At 53.4% G+C, this 25,407-nt stretch carries 25 protein-coding genes and 2 tRNA genes; 13 read left to right on the forward strand and 14 right to left on the reverse strand.

The window, feature by feature from the left end; genetic code table 11:
• Nucleotides 1–5: 5 nt before the first annotated feature.
• The 5 genes from NYE92_RS22035 to rmf all read left to right on the forward strand — a co-directional run bounded on the left by NYE92_RS22035 (nt 6) and on the right by rmf (nt 5,847).
• Nucleotides 6–1,925 (forward strand): ABC transporter ATP-binding protein, encoded by a 1,920-nt coding sequence (locus NYE92_RS22035; RefSeq protein ID WP_013025271.1) that lies wholly within the window; start codon nt 6–8, stop codon nt 1,923–1,925.
• A 16-nt stretch (nt 1,926–1,941) separates the two neighbouring features.
• A complete protein-coding gene (pqiA, locus tag NYE92_RS22040) occupies nt 1,942–3,210 on the forward strand; it encodes a membrane integrity-associated transporter subunit PqiA (RefSeq protein WP_013025272.1) in 1,269 nt (422 codons plus the stop codon).
• Entirely contained in the window at nt 3,197–4,840 is a 1,644-nt protein-coding gene (gene pqiB / locus NYE92_RS22045; protein ID WP_013025273.1) for an intermembrane transport protein PqiB, read from the forward strand. The genes pqiA and pqiB overlap by 14 nt, the downstream gene beginning before the upstream one ends.
• Nucleotides 4,837–5,421 (forward strand): membrane integrity-associated transporter subunit PqiC, encoded by a 585-nt coding sequence (gene pqiC, locus NYE92_RS22050; protein WP_015700637.1) that lies wholly within the window; start codon nt 4,837–4,839, stop codon nt 5,419–5,421. The genes pqiB and pqiC overlap by 4 nt, the downstream gene beginning before the upstream one ends.
• Nucleotides 5,422–5,679: 258 nt before the next feature.
• The gene (gene rmf / locus NYE92_RS22055) at nt 5,680–5,847 is read left to right on the forward strand and encodes a ribosome modulation factor (protein WP_006118662.1); all 168 of its coding nucleotides are present in this window, start codon (nt 5,680–5,682) and stop codon (nt 5,845–5,847) included.
• 65 nt (nt 5,848–5,912) lie between these two features.
• On the opposite strand, the gene fabA is transcribed toward rmf, so the two are convergent.
• Nucleotides 5,913–6,431 (reverse strand): bifunctional 3-hydroxydecanoyl-ACP dehydratase/trans-2-decenoyl-ACP isomerase, encoded by a 519-nt coding sequence (fabA, locus tag NYE92_RS22060; protein WP_008925876.1) that lies wholly within the window; start codon nt 6,429–6,431, stop codon nt 5,913–5,915.
• A 68-nt stretch (nt 6,432–6,499) separates the two neighbouring features.
• The gene (locus NYE92_RS22065; protein WP_105079700.1) at nt 6,500–8,326 is read right to left on the reverse strand and encodes a Lon protease family protein; all 1,827 of its coding nucleotides are present in this window, start codon (nt 8,324–8,326) and stop codon (nt 6,500–6,502) included.
• A 95-nt stretch (nt 8,327–8,421) separates the two neighbouring features.
• Between NYE92_RS22065 and matP the strand changes: the two genes are divergently transcribed.
• Complete coding sequence (gene matP / locus NYE92_RS22070) at nt 8,422–8,892, forward strand: macrodomain Ter protein MatP (RefSeq protein WP_014606174.1); 471 nt, start codon at nt 8,422–8,424, stop codon at nt 8,890–8,892.
• A 110-nt stretch (nt 8,893–9,002) separates the two neighbouring features.
• Here the strand turns inward: matP and ompA are convergent, their stop codons facing one another.
• Together ompA and sulA are read right to left on the reverse strand one after the other, a co-directional pair.
• Entirely contained in the window at nt 9,003–10,076 is a 1,074-nt protein-coding gene (gene ompA, locus NYE92_RS22075; RefSeq protein ID WP_015700636.1) for a porin OmpA, read from the reverse strand.
• Nucleotides 10,077–10,427: 351 nt separating this feature from the next.
• A complete protein-coding gene (gene sulA, locus NYE92_RS22080; RefSeq protein ID WP_013025278.1) occupies nt 10,428–10,919 on the reverse strand; it encodes an SOS-induced cell division inhibitor SulA in 492 nt (163 codons plus the stop codon).
• 210 nt (nt 10,920–11,129) lie between these two features.
• Between sulA and NYE92_RS22085 the strand changes: the two genes are divergently transcribed.
• Complete coding sequence (locus NYE92_RS22085) at nt 11,130–11,756, forward strand: TfoX/Sxy family DNA transformation protein (RefSeq protein WP_014593353.1); 627 nt, start codon at nt 11,130–11,132, stop codon at nt 11,754–11,756.
• Here NYE92_RS22085 and yccS read toward each other — a convergent pair.
• Nucleotides 11,753–13,900, reverse strand: coding sequence for a YccS family putative transporter (yccS, locus tag NYE92_RS22090; RefSeq protein ID WP_259019516.1), 2,148 nt, complete (start codon nt 13,898–13,900; stop codon nt 11,753–11,755). The genes NYE92_RS22085 and yccS overlap by 4 nt on opposite strands.
• A complete protein-coding gene (locus NYE92_RS22095) occupies nt 13,881–14,324 on the reverse strand; it encodes a YccF domain-containing protein (RefSeq protein ID WP_014606171.1) in 444 nt (147 codons plus the stop codon). Before NYE92_RS22095 ends, yccS begins: the two co-directional genes overlap by 20 nt.
• A 120-nt stretch (nt 14,325–14,444) precedes the next feature.
• Between NYE92_RS22095 and helD the strand changes: the two genes are divergently transcribed.
• Nucleotides 14,445–16,499: a DNA helicase IV gene (helD, locus tag NYE92_RS22100; RefSeq protein WP_031284194.1), complete on the forward strand. Its 2,055-nt coding sequence runs from the start codon at nt 14,445–14,447 to the stop codon at nt 16,497–16,499.
• A 1-nt stretch (nt 16,500) separates the two neighbouring features.
• Here the strand turns inward: helD and mgsA are convergent, their stop codons facing one another.
• Together mgsA and NYE92_RS22110 are read right to left on the reverse strand one after the other, a co-directional pair.
• Nucleotides 16,501–16,959 (reverse strand): methylglyoxal synthase, encoded by a 459-nt coding sequence (mgsA, locus tag NYE92_RS22105; RefSeq protein ID WP_014606169.1) that lies wholly within the window; start codon nt 16,957–16,959, stop codon nt 16,501–16,503.
• 68 nt (nt 16,960–17,027) lie between these two features.
• A complete protein-coding gene (locus NYE92_RS22110; protein ID WP_259019430.1) occupies nt 17,028–17,666 on the reverse strand; it encodes a DUF2057 family protein in 639 nt (212 codons plus the stop codon).
• A gap of 167 nt (nt 17,667–17,833) precedes the next feature.
• On the opposite strand from NYE92_RS22110, the gene NYE92_RS22115 reads away from it, so the two are divergent.
• A complete protein-coding gene (locus NYE92_RS22115) occupies nt 17,834–18,247 on the forward strand; it encodes a CoA-binding protein (RefSeq protein ID WP_029568580.1) in 414 nt (137 codons plus the stop codon).
• Between the two features lie 33 nt (nt 18,248–18,280).
• On the opposite strand, the gene hspQ is transcribed toward NYE92_RS22115, so the two are convergent.
• Together hspQ and rlmI are read right to left on the reverse strand one after the other, a co-directional pair.
• Nucleotides 18,281–18,598: a heat shock protein HspQ gene (gene hspQ / locus NYE92_RS22120; protein WP_014606167.1), complete on the reverse strand. Its 318-nt coding sequence runs from the start codon at nt 18,596–18,598 to the stop codon at nt 18,281–18,283.
• A gap of 60 nt (nt 18,599–18,658) precedes the next feature.
• Nucleotides 18,659–19,849 carry a 23S rRNA (cytosine(1962)-C(5))-methyltransferase RlmI gene (gene rlmI / locus NYE92_RS22125; protein WP_013025287.1) on the reverse strand — a complete coding sequence of 397 codons (1,191 nt, stop codon included), beginning with the start codon at nt 19,847–19,849 and terminating at the stop codon, nt 18,659–18,661.
• 82 nt (nt 19,850–19,931) lie between these two features.
• Here rlmI and yccX point away from each other — a divergent pair, with 82 nt between their 5' ends.
• Nucleotides 19,932–20,210, forward strand: coding sequence for an acylphosphatase (gene yccX, locus NYE92_RS22130; protein WP_013025288.1), 279 nt, complete (start codon nt 19,932–19,934; stop codon nt 20,208–20,210).
• Here the strand turns inward: yccX and tusE are convergent, their stop codons facing one another.
• Complete coding sequence (gene tusE / locus NYE92_RS22135) at nt 20,211–20,537, reverse strand: sulfurtransferase TusE (protein WP_013025289.1); 327 nt, start codon at nt 20,535–20,537, stop codon at nt 20,211–20,213. It lies immediately after the preceding gene.
• Between the two features lie 103 nt (nt 20,538–20,640).
• Nucleotides 20,641–21,297: an FtsH protease modulator YccA gene (gene yccA / locus NYE92_RS22140; RefSeq protein ID WP_014606165.1), complete on the reverse strand. Its 657-nt coding sequence runs from the start codon at nt 21,295–21,297 to the stop codon at nt 20,641–20,643.
• 221 nt (nt 21,298–21,518) lie between these two features.
• Between yccA and NYE92_RS22145 the strand changes: the two genes are divergently transcribed.
• The 3 genes from NYE92_RS22145 (at nt 21,519) to agp (ending at nt 23,667) form a co-directional block, all read left to right on the forward strand.
• Nucleotides 21,519–21,606 (forward strand) — tRNA-Ser (locus tag NYE92_RS22145).
• Nucleotides 21,607–21,678: 72 nt separating this feature from the next.
• Nucleotides 21,679–21,766 (forward strand) — tRNA-Ser (locus tag NYE92_RS22150).
• 263 nt (nt 21,767–22,029) lie between these two features.
• Entirely contained in the window at nt 22,030–23,667 is a 1,638-nt protein-coding gene (gene agp, locus NYE92_RS22155; protein ID WP_210523581.1) for a bifunctional glucose-1-phosphatase/inositol phosphatase, read from the forward strand.
• A 60-nt stretch (nt 23,668–23,727) separates the two neighbouring features.
• On the opposite strand, the gene NYE92_RS22160 is transcribed toward agp, so the two are convergent.
• Nucleotides 23,728–25,110, reverse strand: a complete 1,383-nt coding sequence (locus tag NYE92_RS22160; RefSeq protein WP_041930733.1) for an NAD-dependent succinate-semialdehyde dehydrogenase — start codon at nt 25,108–25,110, stop codon at nt 23,728–23,730.
• A 55-nt stretch (nt 25,111–25,165) separates the two neighbouring features.
• Complete coding sequence (locus NYE92_RS22165) at nt 25,166–25,396, reverse strand: YccJ family protein (RefSeq protein ID WP_013025293.1); 231 nt, start codon at nt 25,394–25,396, stop codon at nt 25,166–25,168.
• Nucleotides 25,397–25,407 lie beyond the last annotated feature (11 nt).

Consider the following 25,407-nt stretch of genomic DNA (forward strand, 5'->3'; position numbering starts at 1 on the left):
GTTTCATGTCATTGATTAGTATCCACGGCGCTTATCTGTCTTTTAGCGATGCGCCTCTGTTAGACAATACCGAACTGCATATCGAAGAAAATGAGCGCGTGTGTCTGGTTGGCCGAAACGGGGCGGGCAAATCCACACTGATGAAAATCATCAACGGCGAGCAGCCGCTGGATGACGGACGCATCATTTATGAAACCGATCTGGTCGTGGCGCGGCTCCAGCAGGATCCGCCGCGCAATATCACCGGATCAGTTTATGATTTTGTGGCAGAGGGCGTCGAAGAGCAGGCGGAGCATCTCAAAGCCTACCATGCGATCTCGCACCAGGTGATGGACGATCCCAGTGATAAAAATCTCAATGAGATGGCGCGTCTGCAGGGCATCCTGGATCATCACAATTTGTGGCAGCTGGAAAGTCGTATCATGGACGTGCTGCAGCAGATTGGTCTGTCGCCGGACACAGAACTGTCGTCTCTGTCCGGTGGCTGGTTGCGTAAAGCCGCGCTGGGGCGTGCGCTGGTCAGTAATCCTCGCGTACTGATGCTGGACGAGCCCACCAACCACCTTGATATTGAAACGATTGACTGGCTGGAGACCTTCCTGAAAAGCTTCAGCGGCAGTATCGTCTTTATCTCTCACGACCGTTCTTTTATCCGTAATATGGCCACCCGTATTGTGGATCTGGACCGCGGCAAGCTGGTTTCCTGGCCGGGTAACTACGACGCGTATCTGGAAGGCAAAGAAGAAGCCCTGCGCGTTGAAGAGATGCAAAATGCTGAGTTTGACCGCAAGCTGGCACAGGAAGAAGTCTGGATCCGTCAGGGCATCAAAGCACGTCGAACCCGTAATGAAGGCCGCGTTCGGGCGTTAAAAGCCCTACGTCGCGAGCGTTCAGAACGCCGTGAAGTCATGGGCAAAGCCAATATGCAGGTCGGTGAAGCATCACGCTCCGGCAAAATTGTCTTTGAACTGGAAAACGTGGATTACGCGGTAGACGGCAAGCAGCTGGTGAAAGATTTCTCAGCCCAGGTGCAGCGCGGTGACAAGATCGCCCTGATTGGGCCGAACGGCTGTGGTAAAACCACGTTACTGCGTCTGATGCTGCAACAGCTGAAGGCCGATCACGGTCGTGTGCACTCCGGGACCAAACTTGAAGTGGCCTATTTCGATCAGCACCGTGCGGAACTCGATCCCGATCGGACCGTGATGGACAACCTGGCGGAAGGCAAACAAGAGGTGCTGGTCAATGGTAAACCGCGTCACGTGCTGGGCTATCTGCAGGATTTCCTGTTTCATCCTAAACGCGCGATGACGCCGGTCAGGGCGCTGTCGGGTGGGGAGCGTAACCGCCTGCTGCTGGCGCGTCTGTTCCTGCGTCCCAGTAACCTGATGATCCTTGATGAACCGACCAATGACCTTGATGTGGAAACGCTGGAGCTGCTGGAAGAGCTCATCGACGGTTACCAGGGCACCGTGCTGCTGGTCAGTCACGATCGTCAGTTCGTTGACAACACCGTAACCGAATGCTGGATTTTTGAAGGCAACGGTGAGATAGGGACCTTTGTCGGCGGCTATCACGATGCGCAGCAGCAGCGTGCAGCGTACAAACAGCAAAAGGTGCAGGGCTCAGCAAAGGGGACAAATAGTGCCCTCAAGCCTGCCGATGCGAAAAATGACGCTGCCAAACGTAACGCGAACAAACTAAGCTATAACCTGACGCGTGAACTGGAACAGTTACCGCAAAAGCTGGAACAGTTAGAGGCGCGTATTGGCGAGCTTCAGGCCAAAATGAGTCATCCGGATTTTTTCAGTCAGCCACACGATAAAACGCAGCCGGTGCTTGATGAACTGGCTGACGTCGAACAGCAGCTGGAAACCGCCTTTGCGCGTTGGGAAGAGCTGGAATCAATGAGAAACGGCGCATAGTCATTAAGGGGCGGGAATGTGTTCAGCAGACAAAACGAACGCGTGGATGCTCTGTCCACAGTGCGACTTAATGGTAAAACTGCCGGCCATTCCCGTTGGCAGCCGAGCGTCCTGTCCGCGCTGCCATACCTCACTGACCGTCAACTGGTCGGAGCCGCGTAAGCGTCCGACCGGTTACGCGCTGGCCGCGCTGTTTATGCTGGTGCTTGCCAATCTGTTTCCGTTTATCACCATGAAAGTCGCCGGGCTGTCCAGTCAGATCAGCCTGATGCAAATCCCCAGGGTGATGGTGGCCGACGATTACGCCAGCCTGGCCACACTGTTCCTGTTGTTTGTCCAGGGAATTCCCGCCTTTTGTATGATCACCATTGTCCTGCTGGTCAATCAGGTGAAAATGCCCGTCAGCCTGAAACTGGGCCTGGCGCGTATCCTTTTTCATATGCGCAACTGGGGAATGGCAGAAATCTTCATGGCCGGAGTGCTGGTTAGTTTCGTCAAGCTCATGGCCTATGGCGAAATTGGCCTCGAAACCAGCTTCTGGCCCTGGTGTCTGTTTTGTCTTTTGCAACTGCGCGCGTTTCAGTGCCTGGATCGCCGCTGGCTGTGGGATCGTATTGAAGCGATGCCGTCTTTACCCCATGCGCCCCAGGCAGGCGTAAGTGGATTAACCCAGGGCCTGCGCTCCTGTCCGTGCTGCACTGCGGTGTTACCTGTGACACAGCGGGAATGTCCGCGCTGCGGCGTGGTTGCCGATGCCCGCCGTAAACACAGCCTGCAGTGGACACTGGCGCTGCTGATAACCTCCGTTATGCTTTATGTGCCCGCCAATCTGCTGCCGATTATGATTACCGAAACGCTGGGATCGGCGATGCCCTCGAACATCATGGCCGGGGTAATTTTACTTTGGGGCGATGGATCTTATCCGGTCGCGCTGGTGATTTTTATCGCCAGTATTATGGTTCCGTCTCTGAAGATGCTGGCGATTGGCTGGCTGTGCTGGGATGCCAGCGGACGCGGGCAGCGCGACAGCCATAAAATGCACCTGATCTATGAGGTGGTTGAGTTTGTTGGGCGTTGGTCAATGATCGACGTCTTTGTGATTGCCGTGCTCTCCGCGCTGGTGCGTATGGGACAGTTAATGAAAGTGTATCCGGCATGGGGAGCGGTGTTGTTTGCGCTGGTGGTGATTCTGACCATGATTGCAGCAATGACGTTTGACCCGCGCTTAACCTGGGATCGTGCTGGTGAGAAAAATATGAAGGAGCCGCATCTTGACGGAAAATAATCACGGTCATGCCAAAGTGGATCAGATTAAGCGCTGGTCACCGGTATGGATCGTCCCTATTGTCACGCTGTTAATTGGCGGCTGGATTCTGTTTTATCATTTTAGCCATCAGGGACCGGAAGTGACGCTGATCACCGAGAGCGCAGAGGGAATTGAAGCCGGGAAAACCACCATCAAAAGCCGCAGCGTCAATGTCGGTGTGGTCGAGAGTGCCGTCCTCACAGACGATCTCCATCACGTTGAGATTAAAGCCCGACTGAATTCAGGTATGGAAAAGCTGTTGCACAGTGACAGCGTATTTTGGGTCGTTAAGCCGCAGGTCGGTCGCGAAGGCATTACGGGCTTAGGAACGCTGCTGTCTGGTGCCTATATCGAGCTGCAGCCTGGTACCAAAAAAGATCCCCTGGATCAGTACACCTTGCTGGATGCGCCGCCGTTAGCGCCGCCTGATGCGAAGGGTATTCGTATTACACTCGACAGCAAAAAAGCGGGGCAGCTTAACGCTGGCGATCCGGTGCTGTTTCGCGGCTATCGTGTCGGCACCGTTGAAACCAGCAGCTTCGACACCGATAAGCGCATGATGACCTATCAGCTGTTTGTCGCCGCCCCTTACGATCGTCTGGTGACGACGAATGTGCGCTTCTGGAAAGACAGCGGCATCGCGGTGGATATGTCGGCATCAGGCATGCGGGTTGAAATGGGGTCGCTCACCACGCTTTTTAGCGGCGGGGTCAGCTTTGACGTGCCTGACGGCTGGGATTTAGGTAAGGCGGCGCAGAATCAGACTGAATATCACCTGTTTGACGATCAGCGCAGTATTCAGGATTCACTGTATACCAATCATATCGACTATCTGATGTTCTTCTCTGATTCGATTCGTGGATTGCAGGTGGGCGCGCCGGTTGAATTCCGCGGCATTCGTCTGGGTACCGTTGCGGAGGTGCCGTTCATGAATGCGGGCACTGCGCAGGCGCTGAATAATGACTACCGCGTGCCGGTGTTGATTCGCATTGAACCCGATCGCTTTATTAGCCGTCTGGGTGAAAACTTCGATCTTGAGCAGCATCTGCAGGACGGTAAGAAACGTGGCCTGCGCGGAACGTTGAAAACCGGCAACCTGTTGTCTGGCGCGCTGTTTGTCGATATCGACTTCTATGACAATGCCCCTGCCTATAAAGGGCCAGATAAAGTCGCGGGTTATGAAGTGATCCCGACGGTGAGTGGTGGCCTGAGCCAGATTCAGCAGAAACTGATGGCTGCGCTGGATAAAATTAACGGTCTACCGCTCAACAATATGGTGTCGGAAGCCACCGGAACGCTGAAGGAGAGCCAGAAAACTCTGCGCGATCTGCAACGTACCATCGACAACATTAACGTTGTAACCAGCAGTCCGGCGATGAAAACGCTGCCGGAAGAGACGCAGCAAACGCTACGTGAGCTCAACCGCAGTATGAAAGGCCTGCAGCCTGGCTCACCGGCCTACAGCAAGCTGGTGGGCGATATGCAACGGCTTGATCAGGTGCTGCGCGAACTGCAGCCAGTGCTGAAGACGCTAAATGCCAAAAGTAATGCGTTAGTGTTTGAAGCAAAACCGGGACAGGATCCCCAGCCGAAGAGGGCAAAACAATGAAAAAAGGACTCGTTTTTTTGGCCGCTCTCGCACTGAGTGCCTGTAGCAGCACGGTCAATACCACTTACTATCAGCTGCCCTCAGGGGCGGCCTCGATGCAGGTGATCAGCAGTGAGGCAAATGCACAGCCGACCTTATGGGTACAGCAGGTTGTGGTTCCGGACTATCTGGCGGGTAATGGGCTGGTGTATCAAACCAGCGATGTTAAATACGTTATCGCCGCCAATAATTTGTGGGCCAGCCCGCTCGATCAGCAGCTACAGCAAACGATGATAACCAATCTCACCAAAGCGTTACCGGGTCGGCTGGTAACCCAGACGTTAATGGGGCAGGAACATGACACCCTGAACATTACGGTCAACGATTTCCAGGGACGCTATGACGGCAAAGCGGTCATTAGCGGGCAGTGGACGCTGGAACATCAGGGACGCTTCACAAAGCAGGCTTTCAACCTGGTGTTGCCACAGCAGGAAGATGGCTATGATGCCCTTGTCAAAACCCTTGCTCAGGGCTGGCAGCAAATTGCGCAACAGATTGCCCGCAATGTGGCCTCTGAGAATTCGACAGGAACGGGCTTGTAGTTAACCTGTTGTTTCGGTTAGAGCTTATTTTCTGACATAACATCGGGTTTCTATATAAATCATGTGGATAAAGCAATAGGCTTACATCACGAAACAGAAAATTCATGTCTACTTCAGGTCACATTTGTGACATTGGCGTGAATATTGCGCATTGATCTTTTCATACAGAGCGAGTAAAACAAAAGGGTGGCTGAACATTTATTAGTCACCTTTTTCTTTCCACCAGATTCCACAGACCTTACATGAGGGACACGGAGTATGAAGAGACAGAAACGAGACCGCCTTGAGCGCGCCCATTCACGTGGTTATCAAGCAGGTATTACAGGACGCTCTAAAGAGATGTGTCCGTATCAAATGATAGATGCTAAGTCTCACTGGTTGGGAGGTTGGCGACAAGCCATGGAGGACAGGTCGGCTGCTGCTTAGCCGGATGTCACTGAAAAGGGATATAACCTCCGCACTAAGCGGAGGTTTTCGTTTCTGAGGAACGATTAGAACGCTGCGGTATCTTTAAACAGACCGACTTTTAAATCGCTGGCGGTGTAAATCAGATTACCGTCAACCAGCACTTCACCATCTGCAACGCCCATCACCAGTTTACGGTTGATCACACGCTTGAAGTGAATACGGTAGGTGACTTTTTTCGCCTCTGGCAGAACCTGGCCAGTGAATTTAACCTCGCCCACACCCAGCGCACGGCCTTTGCCTTCGCCGCCCAACCAGCCGAGATAGAAGCCAACCAACTGCCACATTGCATCAAGACCCAGGCAGCCGGGCATCACCGGATCGCCAATAAAGTGGCAACCAAAGAACCACAGGTCCGGATTGATATCCAGTTCAGCTTCTACGAAGCCTTTATCGTATTTACCACCGTCTTCGGTCATTTTGACCACGCGGTCCATCATCAGCATATTGCCGGATGGAAGCGGCGGACCATTTTCGCCGAACAGTTCACCGCGACCGGACAGAATCAGGTCTTCTTTGGTATAGGATTCGCGTTTATCTACCATGTTCTTAATATGCCTTCTTTTAGTGAATCACGAATATTAGCGAACAGTTGTACGCTGAGCAAACAGGATTAGCGGTGGTTAAACCAGTTAAGCCAGCGCAGCGGCCAGGATCGCGGTGAGGGCTCAGGCTGATTCATCTGACTGATGCGCTCCTGAATGGTGCGCAGCAGGCATTCGCCTTCGCCGTCTTCCGTATTCCATATTTTCCCCGTAAGCAGCGGCAGCGCTTCATCCGCACTGTCGATCGCCCAGATATGGAAGCGTCCTTCTTCCACCGCGCTCACCACCTGTTGGTTAAGGCTAAGGTGACGAACGTTACAGGCGGGAATAATGACACCCTGCTGACCGGTTAACTCGCGCTGATGGCAGATATCAAAGAATCCTTCAATCTTCTCATTCAGCCCACCAACCGGTTGCACATTACCAAACTGATCCACCGAGCCCGTAACCGCAATCTGCTGATTCAGTGGCGCACCGGCAAGGGCGCTGATTAATGCGCACAGTTCTGCCAGCGATGCACTGTCGCCGTCAACTTCGGAATAGGATTGTTCAAATACCAGCGAAGCGGAAAAGGGCAGTTGCTGATCCAGCTCCAGTTCAGCAATTAAATAGGCCTGCATAATCATCATGCCTTTCGCATGAATATTGCCGCCTAACTCCGCTTTGCGTTCGACGTCGGTGAATTCACCGTCGCCAGGATGCACCACACAGGTAATACGGCAGGGATCGCCCCAGGCGCGCGGATGACCGGGATATTCCACAACGGACATGCCGTTTATCTGGCCGACGACCTCACCTTCCGTTTCAACCAAAATCTGTCGTAGCAGGATTTCATCACGCATACGTTCATTAAGGTAGTTTTCACGCCACAGGCGTGCTTCCAGGGCGTCACGCAGCGCTTCAGCACTGAGCGTCTCTCCCATCAACGCGGTCTCGCGCAGCTGGCGCAGCAGCCAGCGAGGGCAGAGCGGAAGCGTATCCTGATCGCCGCTGTAACGTACACCTTCTTTGATGAGTTCGGGCCAGAAGTCTTCGTCGGGTGCAGCAATATCAGCCTGCCCGGCCAGATCGACCGTCCAGCGACACCATGCGAGCATGTCGTCTTCATCCACAATCTGAATATTTTCTTCAAATTCGGTGTAGATCGCCATTTCATGCGCTTCAGCATCCAGCTCCTGAAAATCGGCCAGCGTATCGCGCTCGCCACAGAGCACCAGATTAAGCTTGAGCGGGAGCGGAGGCACGGAAACCGGCAGGGGACGACGTTCGTCCTGGGATTGCCACTCGATGTAGCCTTGCTCAATGCTCTTTTTCAGACGCAGCCACAGCAGCGGCTGAGTGAGTAAAGCACGAAGTGAAAGGACTAACGTTCCGCCATTGGCGCGATGGATCAGCCCTGGCTCAAGTTGGATCCGATCTTTGTGCATCCGCACGCAGCCAAACAGCTGCTCCTGCTCGATCCAGTCAGCATAGTGAATCCCGCCCTGGCTGGTAAAAGGGCGCTGGCTGTCGGTAGGCGGTTGCAACGTGACGTTGTCGGCCAGAATATGGTAGTCACCGCCTGACAGGGTTGATGACTCACCCATAACGCGTTGAGCCGCCTCTGCTATCAGCGCAAGGTATTCACGGTTTTCCTGGCTGCGAACCAGCAGCAGGGGAAGACCCTGACTTTGATGATGTAAGTGGGCCAGCGCGTTCAGCAGTCGGGGCTGTACCGTTGCCAGGGCATCGGTCTCTTCATCAGCGATTCGGGAGAAAACGGATTGATATTGCGTGCTATCCGGCTGTAAGGTTTGCCACGTAAGTTGAGTGCTGGTCAAAATAATCGCATTTGTCTGTTTTGAGAAAAGCGAGATTATACAGGATTCACCCTGCTTAAGCACTGCAGAGTTCATTCAGATGTTGTGACGCTGGCAGCATGTTTTTCGTTGCTGCATCCGGTAAAAAAGCTGTTATTCTTAGTTTGTTACGCGATCACGATGAGATTCCGATGAAATACCAGCAGCTCGAAAATCTTGAAAGTGGATGGAAGTGGAAATACCTGGTGAAAAAACATCGGGAGGGTGAACTGATCACGCGTCACCTTGAACTTAGCGCTGCGCAGGCCGCGGTGGATAAATTACTGGTGATGGAAAATAATCCGGTAGAGATAAACAACTGGATCAGCCAGCATATTCACCCCGACCTCGATAACCGGCTTAAGCAAACTATCCGCGCCCGGCGTAAACGTCACTTCAATGCTGAGCACCAGCACACCCGAAAAAAATCAATCGATCTGGAATATCTGGTCTGGCAGCGACTGGCAGGGCTGGCGCAACGTCGTAACAATACGCTGTCTGAAACCATCGTACAGCTTATTGAAGATGCCGAACGTAAAGAGAAGTATGCCAGTCAGATGTCAACGTTAAAGCAGGATCTGCAGGCAATATTAGGTCATCCAGGGTCTGAAAAAGAGTCCTGAGTTCACGCGATAGATTACGGATTCAGACTTCGCGATACGGGATGAGCAGCATTGACAAATTCAGGCCAAAAAAAACCCCGCATAAGCGGGGTTTTTTCATAACGGATAACTTAAGCCTGTGGCTGAGTTACCACGTCTTTGATGCCTTTAACGTCGATTTCTACACGACGGTCTGGCGCCAGGCAGTCGATCAGGGCCTTACGACCTTTCACGCTGTCACAGGTGTTGCCAGTTACTGGGTTAGATTCACCCATGCCGCGAGCAGAGATCTTGTTAGCAGGGATACCTTTAGATACCAGGTAATCCACTACTGACTGAGCACGTTTCTCAGACAGTTTCTGGTTGTACTGCTCTGAACCGATGCGATCGGTGAAGCCCAGAACAACAACTGAACCGTCTTTAGGATCCATGGAGCTCAGCTGGCTGTACAGCTGATCCAGAGCCTGCTGACCTTCTGGCTTCAGGGTTGATTTGTTGAAGGTGAACAGAACGTCTGATTTCAGAGTGAAACGCTTGGTCTGTACCACTGGCGCTGGAGCTGGTGCTGGAGCCGGAGCTGGCGCAGCAACATCATCCTGACCGAAGCGGTAAGAAACACCCAAGCTCAGCATGCCGTTGTCTGGACGAGCACCAACGGTCTGTGCATCACCGATGTTGTTAACCCACTGGTAATCCAGACGGGTTGCCCAGTTTTTGGTCAGAGCATATTCAACACCAACGGCTGCCAGTGGAGAAACACCGGTGTCGTGGTCGCTGATGCGAGTGCCAGTAGCCAGGTTCTGCTGAGTAGAGTCTGCACGCCATACCATGCCACCCAGGCGGGTATAGATGTCCAGATCGTCTGCGATTGGGTAGCTCAGTTTAGCAGCCAGCTGGATGCCCTGTGCTTTGAATGCGCCATTTACCTGGTTGCCTTTATTAGGCATACGGCCTAACCAGTCATAGCCCAGTTCGAAACCCAGGTATGGGTTAGCCTGGTAACCAGCGAACGCGCCTGCGCCCAGTTGGCTTTCATGAGTTGGACCGTCGTTGTTTTGGTAACCGTGACCGTAGTAGCCAGTGTCGTGATACTGAGACCAGCCCAGTTTAGCACCGGTGTACCAGGTGTTATCTTTTGGGGCGGCCTGCGCTACGGTAGCGAAGCCAGCCAGTGCCACTGCAATTGCGATAGCTGTCTTTTTCATTTTGCGCCTCGTTATCATCCAAATAGGCAATGAGCATAAAGGTTGCTCTTGGTTTAATCCTTCGCCGGGTCAAAACGCTCGCTTATGACTCTACCGCAAAAAACGGAGGTTATTGAGCACCCTGGCGAGATAAAGTCTACAACGAGATTGGAAACTTACAAGTGTGATGTGAGGCACTTATGTAAAAAAACAGTGTTTTATACATAAATTCTAACAATTTACCCTGAACTTCTGTGAGGCGCTTACCCCACAAAATGGGGGCTAAGCCGTTGTCATTGCTGGGGGGAGCAGAATCAGTGCCTTAGCCTTGAGCGAGATAAAAAACTGCTTGAGATAAATCTCATTTTTTACTTAATGAAACAAATCAGACTGAATTTTTAGCGAGTTTTCTGGTCTTACTGCCGTTTTGAGGGTTTCACCCGAGCGTAAAATCAGTCCCAACGCCTTTCCTTCCGCTGCTGCACGTTCAAGTTCACGACGTTCGTCCACGTCTAATTCATAAGGAATCCAGGCCAAAACCACGCTGTAATTTCCTGTGCGCAGCGCTTTGATCATCGCTTCAACGGCATTGTAACGTTCAGCATCGGCGATATGCATACTTTTCTCAAGTGGCAAACCGGCTTCCTGCATCCAGACCCGGCTCAACTTGTGCGCGGGGGTTAACCACAGCTGCCAGCGAGACTGCTGGCTTAATTGCTGAAGCAGTGGTAACAGCAGCATCTGCATCATTCCGGGTTGTTCGCTATAGCGTAATTCAGTAATCCAGCCTTTATGAGTAGCCGGAACAGAGGACGAAGCGTAACGGTGAGCAGAGCATACATTACTGGTATGTTGGGTGCGCATAAATTAATCACTCAGCAGTTGACTGTATGGATGTACAGTAATGGCATCCTGGATAAAGATCAACCTGAATTTCTGAAAACGCCTCGCAAAATTTGCATCAGCTTGTCTTTAAACGGATTTATTCATTGAACCTCTAACTGAATTTAATTATCTTCTAACTTCCTGAATAGTAAGATTTTTAGCAGGCTTTTGTTACAAGGAGGTGATGAAATGAAGAAACAGAAGCGGATAATTTTACGCTCAATACAGCAGTTGGCACCGCTGGGCAAAATTGAATCCCGTACCCAGTTCGGTGGCTACGCACTGGCTGTTGAGCGCGTGGTTTTTGCGCTGGTAAAAGAAGACGAACTCTACTTACGTGCCAGTGAAGCATTACGGGAATATGGGGCAAAGCAGCCGCTGGAACCCTTGACATTCCATAAGCGGGGTATTGCGGTAAGCCTCAACTATTTTAAGGTAGACGATCGCCTGTGGGCGCATCCGGAGCATCTGGTTCGCCTTTCTGCTGCGTCTCTGCAGACCGCCCAACGTGAGCACAATGAGCGGCTGGGTAAGGTGCGGTTAAAAGACTTACCAAACGTCAGCCTGCGACTGGAAATGATGCTGCATGAGATAGGTATTTGTACCGTCAAACATCTGCGTGAAACGGGGGCCAGGCAGTGCTGGTTAAGGCTGCGGCGCAATAATCAACACCTCGGCCTTAAAACCTTATTAGCGCTTGAAGGGGCGATTTCCGGCCATCATCATGCGGCGCTGCCACAAACCATTAAAACCGAGTTAGGCGAATGGTATCAGGCCGCACTCAGTACGCCGGAATGTAAAGAAAAAGGCCGTTAGCGCCTGTCCAGCGAGCGTCGCAGGCGCGCAATGTCGGGCATCAGGGCAACCAGCAAGCCCAACTGTTGCAAAACCAGCGGCGCACGCGGATCGGGCTCGGCGGTCAGTTGCGCGATGCGCTGCACCAGCTCAATACGCATTTTCTCTGCCCGGCTGTCGCTGACGACATCCGTCTGCAGCACATCTTCAACATAACATACTGTATCGTCGAGCAGGGCCAGCAGGGCTGGTTGGGTCACTTTGTCGCGATGAGCGCCCAGAGCGGAGATATAGCTCAGGAAGGAGTGATTCAGGCAGAGTAACTGAAATGCCGACTCCCTGAGCTTAGTGCTGGTACGGGGTTCGCTGCTCATATTTGATACCACCGATGCCAGCTCAGCATCGGCGTTGTGGGCGTCACGTCGCGCAATACGATAAGCAAGACGATTGTCTTTGCCCTGATGGTACTGCTCCATGATCGCATCAAGATAACGGCAGTTGGCATTAAGCGTGCGAGTGGCAACGGCCGGAAGCTGACGAAAACGCCAGTCAGGCCAGATAAAGCTCACGGCGAGCCAGGCCAGCGCACAGCCCAGTAAGGTGTCCACTACCCGCGGCAGCGCGACCTCAAATCCCTCACCCAGCAGATTAAAACAGAGCAGAACCAGCAGGGTGATAAACAAGGTGGCATGCGCGTATTGCACCTGGCGGAAAGCAAAGAAGAGTACGCCCGTCACGACAATCAGAAACAGCTGGCCTTCTACTGAGGGCACCAGCCACAGCAGAGGCAACCCAATGGCAATGCCAGCCAGCGTGCCGCCGATGCGCAGTGCCAGCCTGCGCTGGGTCGCGCTGTAGTTGGGCTGGCAAACGAACAAGCTGGTTAACAGAATCCAGTAGCCTCGTTCCAGACCGGTAACCTGAATGAATCCGTACCCGGTGCACATTACCACTGACATTCTGACAGCATGACGGAACAGGGCCGAAGAGGGCGTCAGGTGGCGGCTGAAGCGCAGCTTGATGTCGCTCCAGCCGCTGATCTCTTCACGTGACAGCATGTTGTCGCTGTGCTGCGGATCGTCGGCCAGTGCCTGCTCAGATTCGAGAGAAGCCAGTTGCGCATCAATCGCCTGCAGATTACGTAATAACCAAAACAGGGCCCGGGTATGCGTGGCATCCGGATGGCTATCTTCAAGGCGTTGAATCGCATTATGTAAGCGTTCAAAAACACGCTCAAAACGACTGTCATGTTCCCAGCGTTCGCGCAGTAAAACAGACCGGGCCAGTTGCCGACAGGCCTGAGCCTGCATATTCAGCAGGCGCTGAAAGCGGAACAGAATTTCGTTATAGCGCCAGTTGCCGCGCAGTAAATGATACTGGAGATGAGAAGAGCTGGCGCGTTCGTGGATATCCTGAGCAACAAAATAGTAGTGCAGACTGCGTCGGGTACCACGTGAGCCCCTGTCGCCGCGTAAGCGGCTTTGCAGTGTGGTTTTGGTCAGATTAAGCTGGGCGACCAGCTGGCTGTTCACCATTGCCGCCTCAACAAACGTGGCATCATCCTGCGCATCGGCGTCCGGATCAAACAGGTTAGCTTTGGCGTCCAGGTATTGCGCTAACTGCGAGAAACTGGCTGCCAGCTGCTCCTGAACCGGGCGAACGGGAAACATGACGTGGCCCAACAGCGTCAGCAGGTTATACCAGAGCGCGCCGACCAGCAGCAGGATGGGCTGCAGATACCACTGGGAAAACAGTCCGATGCCCAACATGGTGTAAACGGCAATCAGCAAGGCGCCGAAAGCAATGGTCGCATAGCGCTGCCCGAGGGCGCCCAGCAAAATAAAACCCCAGGTGGAGATCGCTAAACCGATAATAAAGGCCAGCGGATGGGGAAAGAGCAGTTCAACTGAAACCGACGCAACGCAAAAACACAACAGGGTAATCAGCAGATTTTTTAAACGTCCCGCCAGTCGATCATCCAGATCGGCCAGCGCGGCGGAGACCACCCCAAGCGTGAGGGGAATGGTCCATTCAATCTGCTGCAGCACCCAGGGCACTGCTGCACAGCCGGTTAAGGCGAACAGAATCCGCAGCAGGTAACGCCAGGTGCTGTTAAAAAGATACTTACGCCATCCGGACAGAATACTAATAGCGGCGGCGGGCATTGGCATCACGCGCGGCACGCGCCTCTTCCACAGAGACAACCCGACGGCCGACCGGCCACAGTGCAATAGCCGCAATCTTGAAATTCGCGATTCCCACCGGAATACCAATGATGCTGACACACTGCACAATACCGACAGAGATGTGGGACAGGCAGAGCCACCAGCCGAAGAAAATCAGCCAGAAAATATTCAGGAAGGTGCCGCCGGTGTTCATGATGTGACTTTTGCTGTCGGGACGCAGCACATCCACGTGCACCGCCTCATTGCCGAACGGAAGAAACGAGAGTTTGGTGATTTCCCAGCATGAACGCGTCAACGGCAGGGTAAAGATCAGCACAATGCTGATCAGTGTCGCGAACAGCCAACTGAGCGTGGTGAAGAAGCCACCCAATACAAAATTAAGAATATTTAAAACAGTGCGCATAACCGCTTTTCCTTTTGCACTCCGCAAGATATGTCGCAGTTTAGCGTGTTTTAAGGCTGGAGCGTCAAGAGTCTGACAGGTAAACTCCGATTACTCTTTATCTCGGTCGTTGGTGTCGGCGTGGAACTTAAAGCAACATCCATGGGCAAACGGCTTGCCCAGCATCCTTACAATCGTGTTCGCCTGTTGACCGCTGGTGTTGAAGTCAGTGGTGATAAACACGAATATCTAATTCCCTTTAACCAGTTGTCGGACATTACCTGTAAGCGTGGCATGGTCTGGGGAGAGCTCGAGTTTCTGCTGGCGGACAATAAGGTTGTGCGTTTGCATGGCACTGAATGGCAGGAGACACAACGTTTCTATCATTATCTGATGCAGGCATGGCAGGACTGGAGCCATGAGATGAGTGACGTGTGTGCCTCGGTTCTGCAGGGCCTTCGTGCTGAAATTGACGGGTTCAGTGAGCAGGACCGCTGGTTAAAACGCAGTGAGCTGCAGGCGATTAACGATCAAATTCTCAAGCAGTTTGATGCCTTGCCACTCCCGCTGTCACGCATCAACGATTTTGAGTCCTGTCGGGAAAATTGGGCATTTTGCCAACACTGGCTGCAACAGGGCGAGGCCGCAATCCGTCAGCGTAACCGCGACTGGACGGCTGCGATGCTCACGCGTTATCAGGATTTCTTCGCCACGGTTGAGTCCACGCCGCTTAACGGATCTCAGGCTGAAGCCGTGGTAAACGGTGAGGATGCGGTGCTGGTACTGGCGGGCGCGGGCAGTGGCAAAACCTCTGTGCTGGTTGCCCGGGCGGGCTGGTTATTACAACGCCGACTCGCCAGCGCCGATCAAATTCTGCTGTTAGCCTTTGGCCGTCATGCTGCTGAAGAGATGAACGACCGTATCCAGAGCAGGCTACAGGCAACGGATATGCAGGCACGTACTTTTCATTCTCTGGCCCTGCACATTATCCGCGAAGGCAGTAATAAACAGCCTGTCATCAGTAAACTGGAAAGCGACGCTGCCGAACGCCGGGCTTTATTGATCGACAACTGGCGTCAGCAATGCCATGAAAAGAAAGCCCAGGCGAATGGCTGGCGGCAATGGCTGCGTGATGAACTGGCGTGGGAGGTCGGCGAGGGGTCTTTCTGGCAGGACGATCGCCTGGCTGAGCGTCTGGCACCGCGGCTCGAACGCTGGTTAAGCCTGATGCGCATGCACGGTGGTGCACAGGCCGCCATGATCGACGGCGTTCCTGAGGCGCTACGTGAGCTGTTCAGTAAACGCATCAAGCTGATGGCACCGCTGCTGAAGGCCTGGAAAAGCGCACTCAAGGAAGAGGGCGCCGTCGATTTTTCAGGGCTGATTCATCAGGCCGTAGCGATCCTGGAAAAGGGGCGTTTTATCAGCCCATGGAAGCATATTCTGGTCGATGAATTTCAGGATATTTCGCCCCAGCGTGCAGCCTTGCTCAGCGCCCTGCGCCAGCAAAACAAGCGCACTACGCTGTTTGCTGTTGGCGATGACTGGCAGGCGATCTACCGCTTCAGCGGGGCTGAAATGAGCCTCACAACGGCATTTCATCACTATTTTGGTGAGGGCGATCGCTGCGTGCTGGACACGACCTATCGCTTTAACGATCGGATTGGTGAAGTCGCAAATCGCTTCATCCAGCAGAATCCGCATCAGCTGCGCAAACCCTTAAACAGCCTGGTTAAGGGCAATAAAAAATCCATTGCCCTGTTACCGCAGGATCAGTTGGAGCCGTTGCTGAATAAGCTGAGTGGCTACGCAAAACCCCACGAGCGGGTGCTGATACTGGCACGTTACCACTATTTGCGTCCTGACGTGCTGGATAAAGCCAAAACCCGCTGGCCAAAATTAAACATCGATTTTCTGACCATTCATGCCAGTAAGGGCCAGCAGGCAGATTACGTCATTCTGCTGGGGCTTCAGCAAGGTAAAGAAGGCTTTCCGGCGGCGCAGCGCGAGTCCATCATTGAGGAAGGCTTGCTGCCTCAGCCCGAAGCGTTTCCGGATGCGGAAGAGCGGCGACTGGCCTATGTTGCGTTAACTCGCGCGCGCCAGCAGGTCTGGTTGCTGTTTGATAAGCAGCAACCTTCGGTCTTTGTCGAGACCTTCCGCGAGCTGGACGTGCCGGTGCTGCGTAAAGCCTGAGTTATTTCAGGCGATCGGCAAGATAACGTGCATAATCCGGAATACGGACATCGACAGGCTGATCAAACAGCGGCGACTGAATGATAAAATCGGCGGTCGCCCGGTTGGTGGCGACCGGGATATTCCAGACCGTCGCCAGACGAAGCAGCGCTTTGACGTCAGGATCATGAGGAACCGCATTTAGCGGATCCCAAAAAAAGATTAGCGCATCAATTTTGCCTTCGGCGATAAAGGCACCAACCTGTTGGTCTCCGCCCATTGGGCCACTCAGCATTGCATTTACGTTCAGGCCGGTGTGACGATTGATGAGATTGCCTGTCGTGCCTGTCGCATAAAGAATATGAGATTCCAGAGCGGGTTGATTACGCGTCACCCAATCCAGCAGAGAGTCTTTGCAGTGGTCATGAGCGACCAGCGCGATATGTTTTTGTTTTCCAAGCGTACGTAAGGTGTATTCCATAACAGCATCCTGATGCAAAGGAGCAAAAACGCCCGTTGCAGCAGTTTACCCTGCGCCATTTCACACTATCAACTTGCCCGCAGCATTTTGACCAGATTGATGAACTGTTGACGAGTGGCCTCATCGAAACGCTGAAACCAGTGCTCAATTGACGGCGTAGTAGTTTCAACCGACCAGGCAAGATCGGCAGTAAGTTGTGCTGATGGGGAAGGGGTGGTGAGATTGGCGAACTGAGGCACCGAAGCCGCTAAGCCCATACGATTGTAACTGACCATCGCTTTTTCAACATCCGCACCAGCCGTAACCGGCAGGCGATCGCGCACGCTAAAAACCTCTTTACCCTTTTCATCAACCAGCCTGAACGCCAGTGAACGGTCAAAGTTATGTCTTTCTCGTGAATTGCTGAGCGGAGGCAGGCGGATAGCGATGCTCCTGGCTTCGGCGGTGAATGTCACGATCATCGGCACAGACTGATAGTACTGAGAAGGGGTTTTGCTGTCACCAGGCGATTGTTCCACCCGAAACAGGAACTGATGTTGACCCCGCTCCAGCTCTAAACTGTCAGCCCCTTTCAGCAGTGAGCCGGAGATCTTGCGACCGTCCAAAACCAGCAACGTGATTTGAGGATCAAGCTTCAGGGTAATAGCAGAGCAGGATGCCGAAACGAGGAGAGCAATGAACCCCGTTACAGCCATTGACAGCTTCATTTCGACTCCGGTTAAAAATGAATGGATGTAGCAAATTCTTACATTATGGCATTAAGTTTACAATTATACATATTTATTCCAGCGAAGCGGCACAATATGTATTTGCAACGCCCCGCGAGTGTGTAAAGGCTCAACTACAATGAAGAGCAGACAGAAAGGAGAAGCCCATGAATGATCAGACTATTCGCGACGTATTGACCCGCACAAAACGTATTGCGTTGGTAGGCGCCAGCGATCGCCCCGAACGCCCCAGCTATGGGGTAATGAAGTATTTGCTCGATCAGGGTTATGAAGTGATTCCGGTCAGTCCTAAGCTTGCAGGTCAGACTCTGCTGGGACAAACCGCGTATGGTTCGCTGGGAGAAGTCCCCGGAAAAATTGACATGGTCGATGTGTTCCGCAATTCGGAAGCGGCATGGGGCGTCGCGCAGGAAGCCATTGCGGTCGGTGCGGATACGCTCTGGTTACAGTTGGGCGTGATTAATGAGCAGGCTGCCGTGCTGGCGCAGGATGCGGGCATGACGGTCGTGATGGATCGCTGCCCGAAAATTGAAATCCCGCGACTGGGAATGGGGCAATAACAATAGCGGCGGCAAACAGATTGCCGCCCACTGTTAGTGACGCAAATGCGGTGCCTGGAGCTGCTGACGAACCGATGCGGCCAGTTCATCCATAGAGGGTTGCTCTGGATGTTCAGGGCTGGTTTCACCGGCAAGTTGAATTTCGGCGACGTAGGTATGGACCTGACTGCCTTCTTCATCTTCCATGACCACGTGATACCAGGGCGCGCTGCGCAACGTGTCAGTTGCCCCGATCTCGTCCAGCTGTGGCTCATCTAACGCATATTCAGGATCGACATCGACAATCACACCCAGCACGCCGGATAACCGATGACGAACCTGCTGACCAATACCAAATTTACTGGCAATCATGATGACCTCCGAAAAAACTGTCCTGCATGAGAGATGGGGGCAAAGACAGTTTTTTTCAAGTTACATGACGCGACAGGCAAAACCTTTCAGGTAAAGACCTTCGGGGTAGGTGGCGATCACAGGATGATCGGCAGCCTGGCGGAATTGCTCAACGAACTGGACGTCACGGCCTGCATCCAGCGCGGCATCCGCAATAATTTTCTGGAACAGGTCTGTTGCCATCAAGCCTGAACAGGAGAAGGTCAGTAACATCCCGCCTGGATTCAGCAACTGAATGGCCAGCATGTTAATGTCTTTATAGCCACGGCAGGCGCCCATCAGTTGGCTTTTGTTCTCAACAAATTTGGGCGGATCCATTATGATCAGATCGAATTTCTCACCCTCATCGCGGTAGCGGCGGAGTAGCTTAAAGACGTCATCGCGCTGGAACCGGGCACGGGACAGATCTAAACCGTTCAGTTCGACGTTTTGACGTGCCACATCCAGGGCATCCTGCGACGTATCAACGCTAATCACTTCTTTACAGCCGCCGATCAATGCCGAAACGGCAAAGCCTCCGGTATAAGAAAAGCAGTTCAGCACGCGCGCGTCTTTGGCATAGCGGCGTGTGGCATAGCGGCTGTCTCGCTGATCAAGGTAGTAGCCCGTTTTATGTCCGCCCTGGATATCTACCAGCAGCTTCATATCGTGCTCTGTGATCGGCAATAGCGCGGGAGGCTGTTCACCGGTTACGGTTCCCTGGGTCAGTTCCAGACCTTCTTTTTTACGTACTGCGACATCTGAGCGATCGTAGATAGCGCAATCCGGAAAACACTGCTGCAAGGCGGAGATAATGGCGGGGCGCTGATACTCCGCGCCAGCAGACAGCAGTTGCAGCACCAGAAACTGACCAAAGCGATCGATAGTCACGCCTGGCAGGCCGTCTGACTCTCCGGCAATCAGACGATAGCTGTCCAGGCCGTCGCGTGCAGCCAGCCAGTCGCGCCAGATTTGTGCCTGCTGAAAACGGCGGACAAAAAAAGCGATATCGACAGATTCGTCCTGCTGCCAGCTCCAGACGCGAGCGCGAATCTGTGACTGAGGTGAATAAGCGGCACGCGCCAGCCATTTACCGTTACTGTCACAAACATCAATGGTTTCCCCTTGTTGGGCTTTCCCTTCAAGGCGGGCGACGGCCCCAGAGAAAACCCAGGGATGACGACGGAGCAGGGACTTTTCACGTCCCTTGGCGAGAATCAATCGAACTGTCATAGTTTGCTATGCTTACCTGAAAAAATGAGGCGCTATTGTCCAGTGGATAACGGCAAATTGCAACGAACAGCGGGAGAGGACCATGGCGAGCATGTGTTACAAAGCCTGGGTGCAGGGCACCGTGCAGGGCGTGGGTTTTCGCTACAGCACACAGGCGAAAGCCAACGCGCTCGGTGTGCAGGGTTATGCGCGTAATCTTGATGATGGCCGGGTTGAGGTGCTCGCCTGCGGTGAGGCAGAGCAGGTCGAGGCGTTAATCGCATGGTTAAAAGCCGGTGGGCCGCGCACGGCCCATGTGGAAAAGGTGCTGCTGGAGCCGCATCAGCCCGGCGACTTCCCCCGCAGCTTTACCACCGGTTAATTAAAGGCATTTGGCAGGCTTGGGCAGGCCAGCAATTTTTGTCGCCTGTTTGGCGGGCCCTTCAGGAAACAGCCGAAACAGGTAGCGGCTGTTACCTTTCTCTTCGCCATACTTTTTCGCCATCGCCTTCACCAGCATACGAACGGCGGGAGAAGTATTAAATTCCAGGTAAAAGTCACGGACAAAGCGCACGACTTCCCAGTGGGCTTCCGTCATTACGATGGCCTCGTTGTCAGCAATCTGCTGTGCCAGCTCCTCGCTCCAGTCCTGGTGGTTTTTCAAATAGCCTTCGGCATCCACCGCTATTTCGTCACCCTTATAGTTCATAACGCGTCCTCATTATCATTCGGGCTGCAGTTTAGCAAAATGGCACCGCAGAAAAAGCAAAAACCCCGCCTGAGCGGGGTTCGTATCGCGCCAGCGGCGTCGATTAATTGCTGCGGGAAAAACCCAGGATGCTTAACAGGCTAACAAAGATGTTATACAGGGAAACATACAGGCTTACCGTGGCACGAATATAGTTAGTTTCGCCGCCATGAATAATGTTGCTGGTTTCCCACAGAATGGCGCCAGCAGAGAACAGGATAAACAGGGCGCTAATCGCCAGGTGAAGGGCAGGCAACTGCAGGAACAGGTTAGCCACAACGGCCACCAGTAACACCACGAAGCCCGCCATCATCATGCCGCCCAGGAATGACATGTCACGACCTGTTGTCAGCACATAGGCGGAGCAGCAGAAGAACACCAGCGCTGTACCGCCTAACGCCAACGCGATCACATCGCCCATTCCTGCCGTCAGGAAAGAACTTAAGATTGGCCCCAGGCAGTAACCCAAAAAGCCCGTAAAGGCGAAGGCGGCTAAAATCCCCATTGGGCTGTCAGCCAGGCGATAGGTCAGAAACATCAGACCGTAGAAGCCCACCAGCATCAAAATTAAACCGGGTGCCGGTAATGCCAGAAGTGTACTTGCCGTGGCGGTCACCGCTGAGAAGGCGAGCGTCAGGCCCAGCAGAAAATAGGTGTTACGCAGCACTTTGTGCGTGCTGAGTAATGACTGTCGCGATGATGAAGAAACTATTCTGTCCATGTTGCGCTCCTGTAAGGCAGAACACCAAATATGCTCTGAGAATACGCAGCCCTATAAAGAGGGAAAAGCCGTTTTACCCTTCTTTACGCGTTAAGGTGTTAATTCTTTGAGCAGAATGGCGATTTAGCTAACGAATAACGCGAATTTGGCTGTTTTTCACGCGAACGGATTATCGCAGGCTTTACATCTCCAGAGGGGATGTTTATAGTGCGCGTCATTGCGGAGGGGTGGCCGAGCGGCTTAAGGCAGCGGTCTTGAAAACCGCCGATGGGAAACCATCCGAGAGTTCGAATCTCTCCTCCTCCGCCACTTCATTGCCACCAGGCATGAAGAGGCAAGACAGGATAATATCATCTTGCCTTTGCAGTAGTGTTACAACCCGGAGGGATGGCCGAGCGGCTTAAGGCAGCGGTCTTGAAAACCGCCGATGGGAAACCATCCGAGAGTTCGAATCTCTCTTCCTCCGCCACATTTTACAGGCCAGCACAGTGTGCTGGCCTGTTTCGTTTTGTTTTCTCTTCTCACGCCCGTTTAAAATTCTTCCTGCTTTTCAGCGGACTGCGCGGTTTTGAACGGCATCTGGCATCTCTGCTATAGTCCATTAATTGTTTTTGCTGTTGCCTGGCGCTTTTCAGGGGCAAGCTGAGTTACACTATTCGCCACGTCGCTCTGATGCGAGCTAATCGGTTGATAGCCAGAGTGTTTTTTTACTGAATGAATGGAATAGGCACAATGATCAAGAAACTGAGTCTTTGCGCATTGTCGGTACTTGCTGCATTACCGATTGGAACGCTGGCACAGGCCGCTGACAACGATATGCAGTTACAGCAGGTGTTAATGTTCAGCCGCCATAACCTGCGTGCACCGCTTGCGGATAACGGCAGCGTGCTGGCGCAATCCACCAAAAAAACCTGGCCGGAGTGGGATGTGCCGGGTGGACAGCTGACCACTAAAGGCGGCGTGCTGGAAGTGTACATGGGTAACTATACCCGTCAGTGGCTTGCTCAGCAGGGGCTGGTAAAAAATGGCGTTTGTCCGGACAGCAACAGCGTCTTTGTCTACGCCAACAGCCTGCAGCGTACCGTGGCAACGGCTCAGTTCTTCGTAAATGGTGCCTTCCCGGGCTGTGACATTGCTGTGACTCACCAGGATGAAATGGGCAGCATGGATCCGGTATTTAATCCGGTTATTACAGACGGGAACGAAGAATTCATTAAGAAAGCGCTGGCCGGAATGACCGCTGCCAACGAAAAGCTGTCACTGAAACCCGCTTTTCAGCGGCTCGAGAAGATTGTTGACTACAAATCCTCTCCTGCCTGTAATAACAAAAAGCAGTGCGATCTGAGCAATGGCCAGAACACCTTTATCGTTGAAAACGGCAAGGAACCCGGCGTGAACGGGCCACTAAAAGTGGGTAATTCGCTAATGGATGCCTTTACGCTGCAATATTATGAAGGCTTCCCGCTGGACCAGGTCGCCTGGGGACAAATCAAAACCCCTGAACAGTGGCAGGCACTATCCGCTATTAAAAATGGCTATCAGGACACGCTGTTTACCACGCCTGAGGTTGCACGCGATGTTGCCGCGCCACTGGTGGACTACATTCGCAGCCAGCTGATCGATCAGGAAAAGTCAGACTCACCTAAAGTTACGCTGATGGTCGGGCATGACTCCAACATTGCGTCACTGCTGAGTGCGTTACAGGTTAAGCCTTATGACTTACCTGAGACCTACGAAAAAACGCCAATCGGCGGTCAGGTGGTGTTTGAACGCTGGCACGATGCGAAAAACAACAAAGATCTGCTTAAAATCGAATACGTTTATCAGACCGCCGATCAACTGCGCGATGCAGAGGTTCTGAGCCTTAAGAAGCCGCCTAAGCGCGTTACGCTTCAACTGGCGGGTTGCCCGACAGACGCTAACGGATACTGCAGCTGGGATCAGTTTGCCCAGGTGCTGAACAGCGCACTACAGGGTACGGCGCTGCAACCTGCTGCGGAAGCCCAGCCGGCACAGCCTGCGACTGCGGCGAAACCTGAGGATGCGAAAGCGGCCACGGCGGGCGATGCGGCGCAAAAGGCGGATGCTGATAAGGCGGCCGCCGACAAAGCCGCCGCGCAGAAAGCGGCTGATGAGAAGGCCAAAGCGGATAAAGCGGCTGAAGAAAAGGCTAATGCTGACAAGGCGGCTGCGCAGAAAGCCGCAGACGAAAAGGCCAAAGCAGATAAGGCTGCCGCGCAAAAAGCGGCTGATGAGAAGGCTAAGGCCGACAGCCGCGCGGCCCCGGCTGGCAGCAGCAATGCGCCTGGCAGTAATGCGCAGACCAAAGCTGAAACCGGTGAGGCGAAGCAACCCGCTACCGCCAACTGATCCTGCACAGTACCTGAAAAGAAAAAACCCCGTCGAGACGGGGTTTTTTAATTGCCGGAATCAACCGGCCTGGCCTGCAACGACCACCAGCTTCTGGTTAGCAAACTCTTTAATGCCGAGATCGGACAGTTCACGTCCATAGCCCGAACGTTTAACGCCGCCAAACGGCAGCTCAGCCGAGGTATCGCTTTGCGAGTTAATAAAGACCATGCCGGTTTCGATCGCCGATGCCAGCTTGCGGCCACGCGCAATGTCCTGTGTCCACACCGAACCGCCTAGCCCATAGTGCGAATCATTGGCCAGCGCCACCGCTTCTTCGTCGTTAGCCACCACGTACATTTGCGCGACGGGGCCAAAGAACTCCTCAAAGTAAGCAGGATTGTCGCGCGTGATGTGGGTCAGGACCGTGGGCTGATAGAAGCAGCCCACGCCTGCCACGGCTTTACCGCCGGTGATCAGACGGGCACCTTTCGCCACTGCCTCATCAACCTGTTTTACCAGACGATCGCGTGCGTCGGCGGAGGAAAGGGGACCGAGCGTGGTTTTTTCATCCAGCGGATCGCCCAACGTTGCGGCATTCATTGCCGCGCTGAACTTATCGATAAAGGTATCCGCAATTTTCTCATTCAGGATAAAGCGCTTAGCGGCCGTACAAACCTGACCGCAGTTGCTCAGACGCGCCTGCACGCCCTGGCGTACGGCTTCATCCAGGTCGGCGTCCTCAGTTACCACGAAGACATCGTTGCCGCCCAGTTCCAGCGTCGATTTTTTCAGATGTTTACCAGCCTGTTCTGCGACAGCACTTCCGGCACGTTCGGATCCGGTCAGTGCTACGCCCTGAACACGATCGTCGGCAATCAGTTCCGCCACCTGATCGGTAGAAATGAACAGGTTCGTCCAGGCCCCTTCGGGTGCGCCGGCTTCCCTGACCAACTTCTCGAATACGTCAGCACAATGCGGGACAATGTTGGCATGCTTGGCCAGTACAGGGTTTCCCAGCGCCAGGTTGGGTGCCAGCACGCGCATTAGCTGATAATACGGGAAGTTCCAGGGCTCAACCGCCACCAGCACACCGATAGGATGATATTCAACCCAGGCTTCGCCCAGTTCACTGTCATAAGGTTGTGGCTTAAGAATGCGCTCCGCATGCTCGGCATAGTACCGCGCAATCTGGGAACAGATCTGCACTTCACCGCGGCTTTGGCCTATTAGCTTGCCCATTTCTTTACTGGCAATGGCAGCCAGTTCTTCCGCACGGTCATCAATCAGATCAGCCAGTTTTTTCAGCACCTGGAGGCGTGGCTGGATGTCGCCTTTACTCCAGTCTGAATGATAGAGGCGGTCGGCCGTTTCCAGCGCATGACTTACCGCCGCGCTGTCGTGGGAAGGCCAGCTTTTCATTAACTGGTTGTTTGCAGGGTTGATGCTTTGATAGGAAGACATAGAGTGCTCCTTGGTCAGCGATAAAAAAAGCATGGCGGGATAGCCCGCCATGCTGCTAAACGTTCTTTCGTTCTACCGTTTTGTCGTCCCAGGTAAGGACATCCTGGTTGGTTTTTTCAAATGCACGGATTAATACGTCGTCACTGCCCTGTTGCCGCCAGATTTCTTCAGCAAGGCGTTCGTCATAATTGGCGACTTCGAAAATGGCCTCGGCAATTTCAGGTGAGGTGTGACGTAAGCTGGCCCATTCGCCAACATGGTGGGCTTTTGCCTGACTATTCGACATAACGATCTCCT

This window comes from Pantoea sp. B566 (assembly GCF_024793925.1).
Lineage (GTDB): Bacteria > Pseudomonadota > Gammaproteobacteria > Enterobacterales > Enterobacteriaceae > Pantoea > Pantoea ananatis.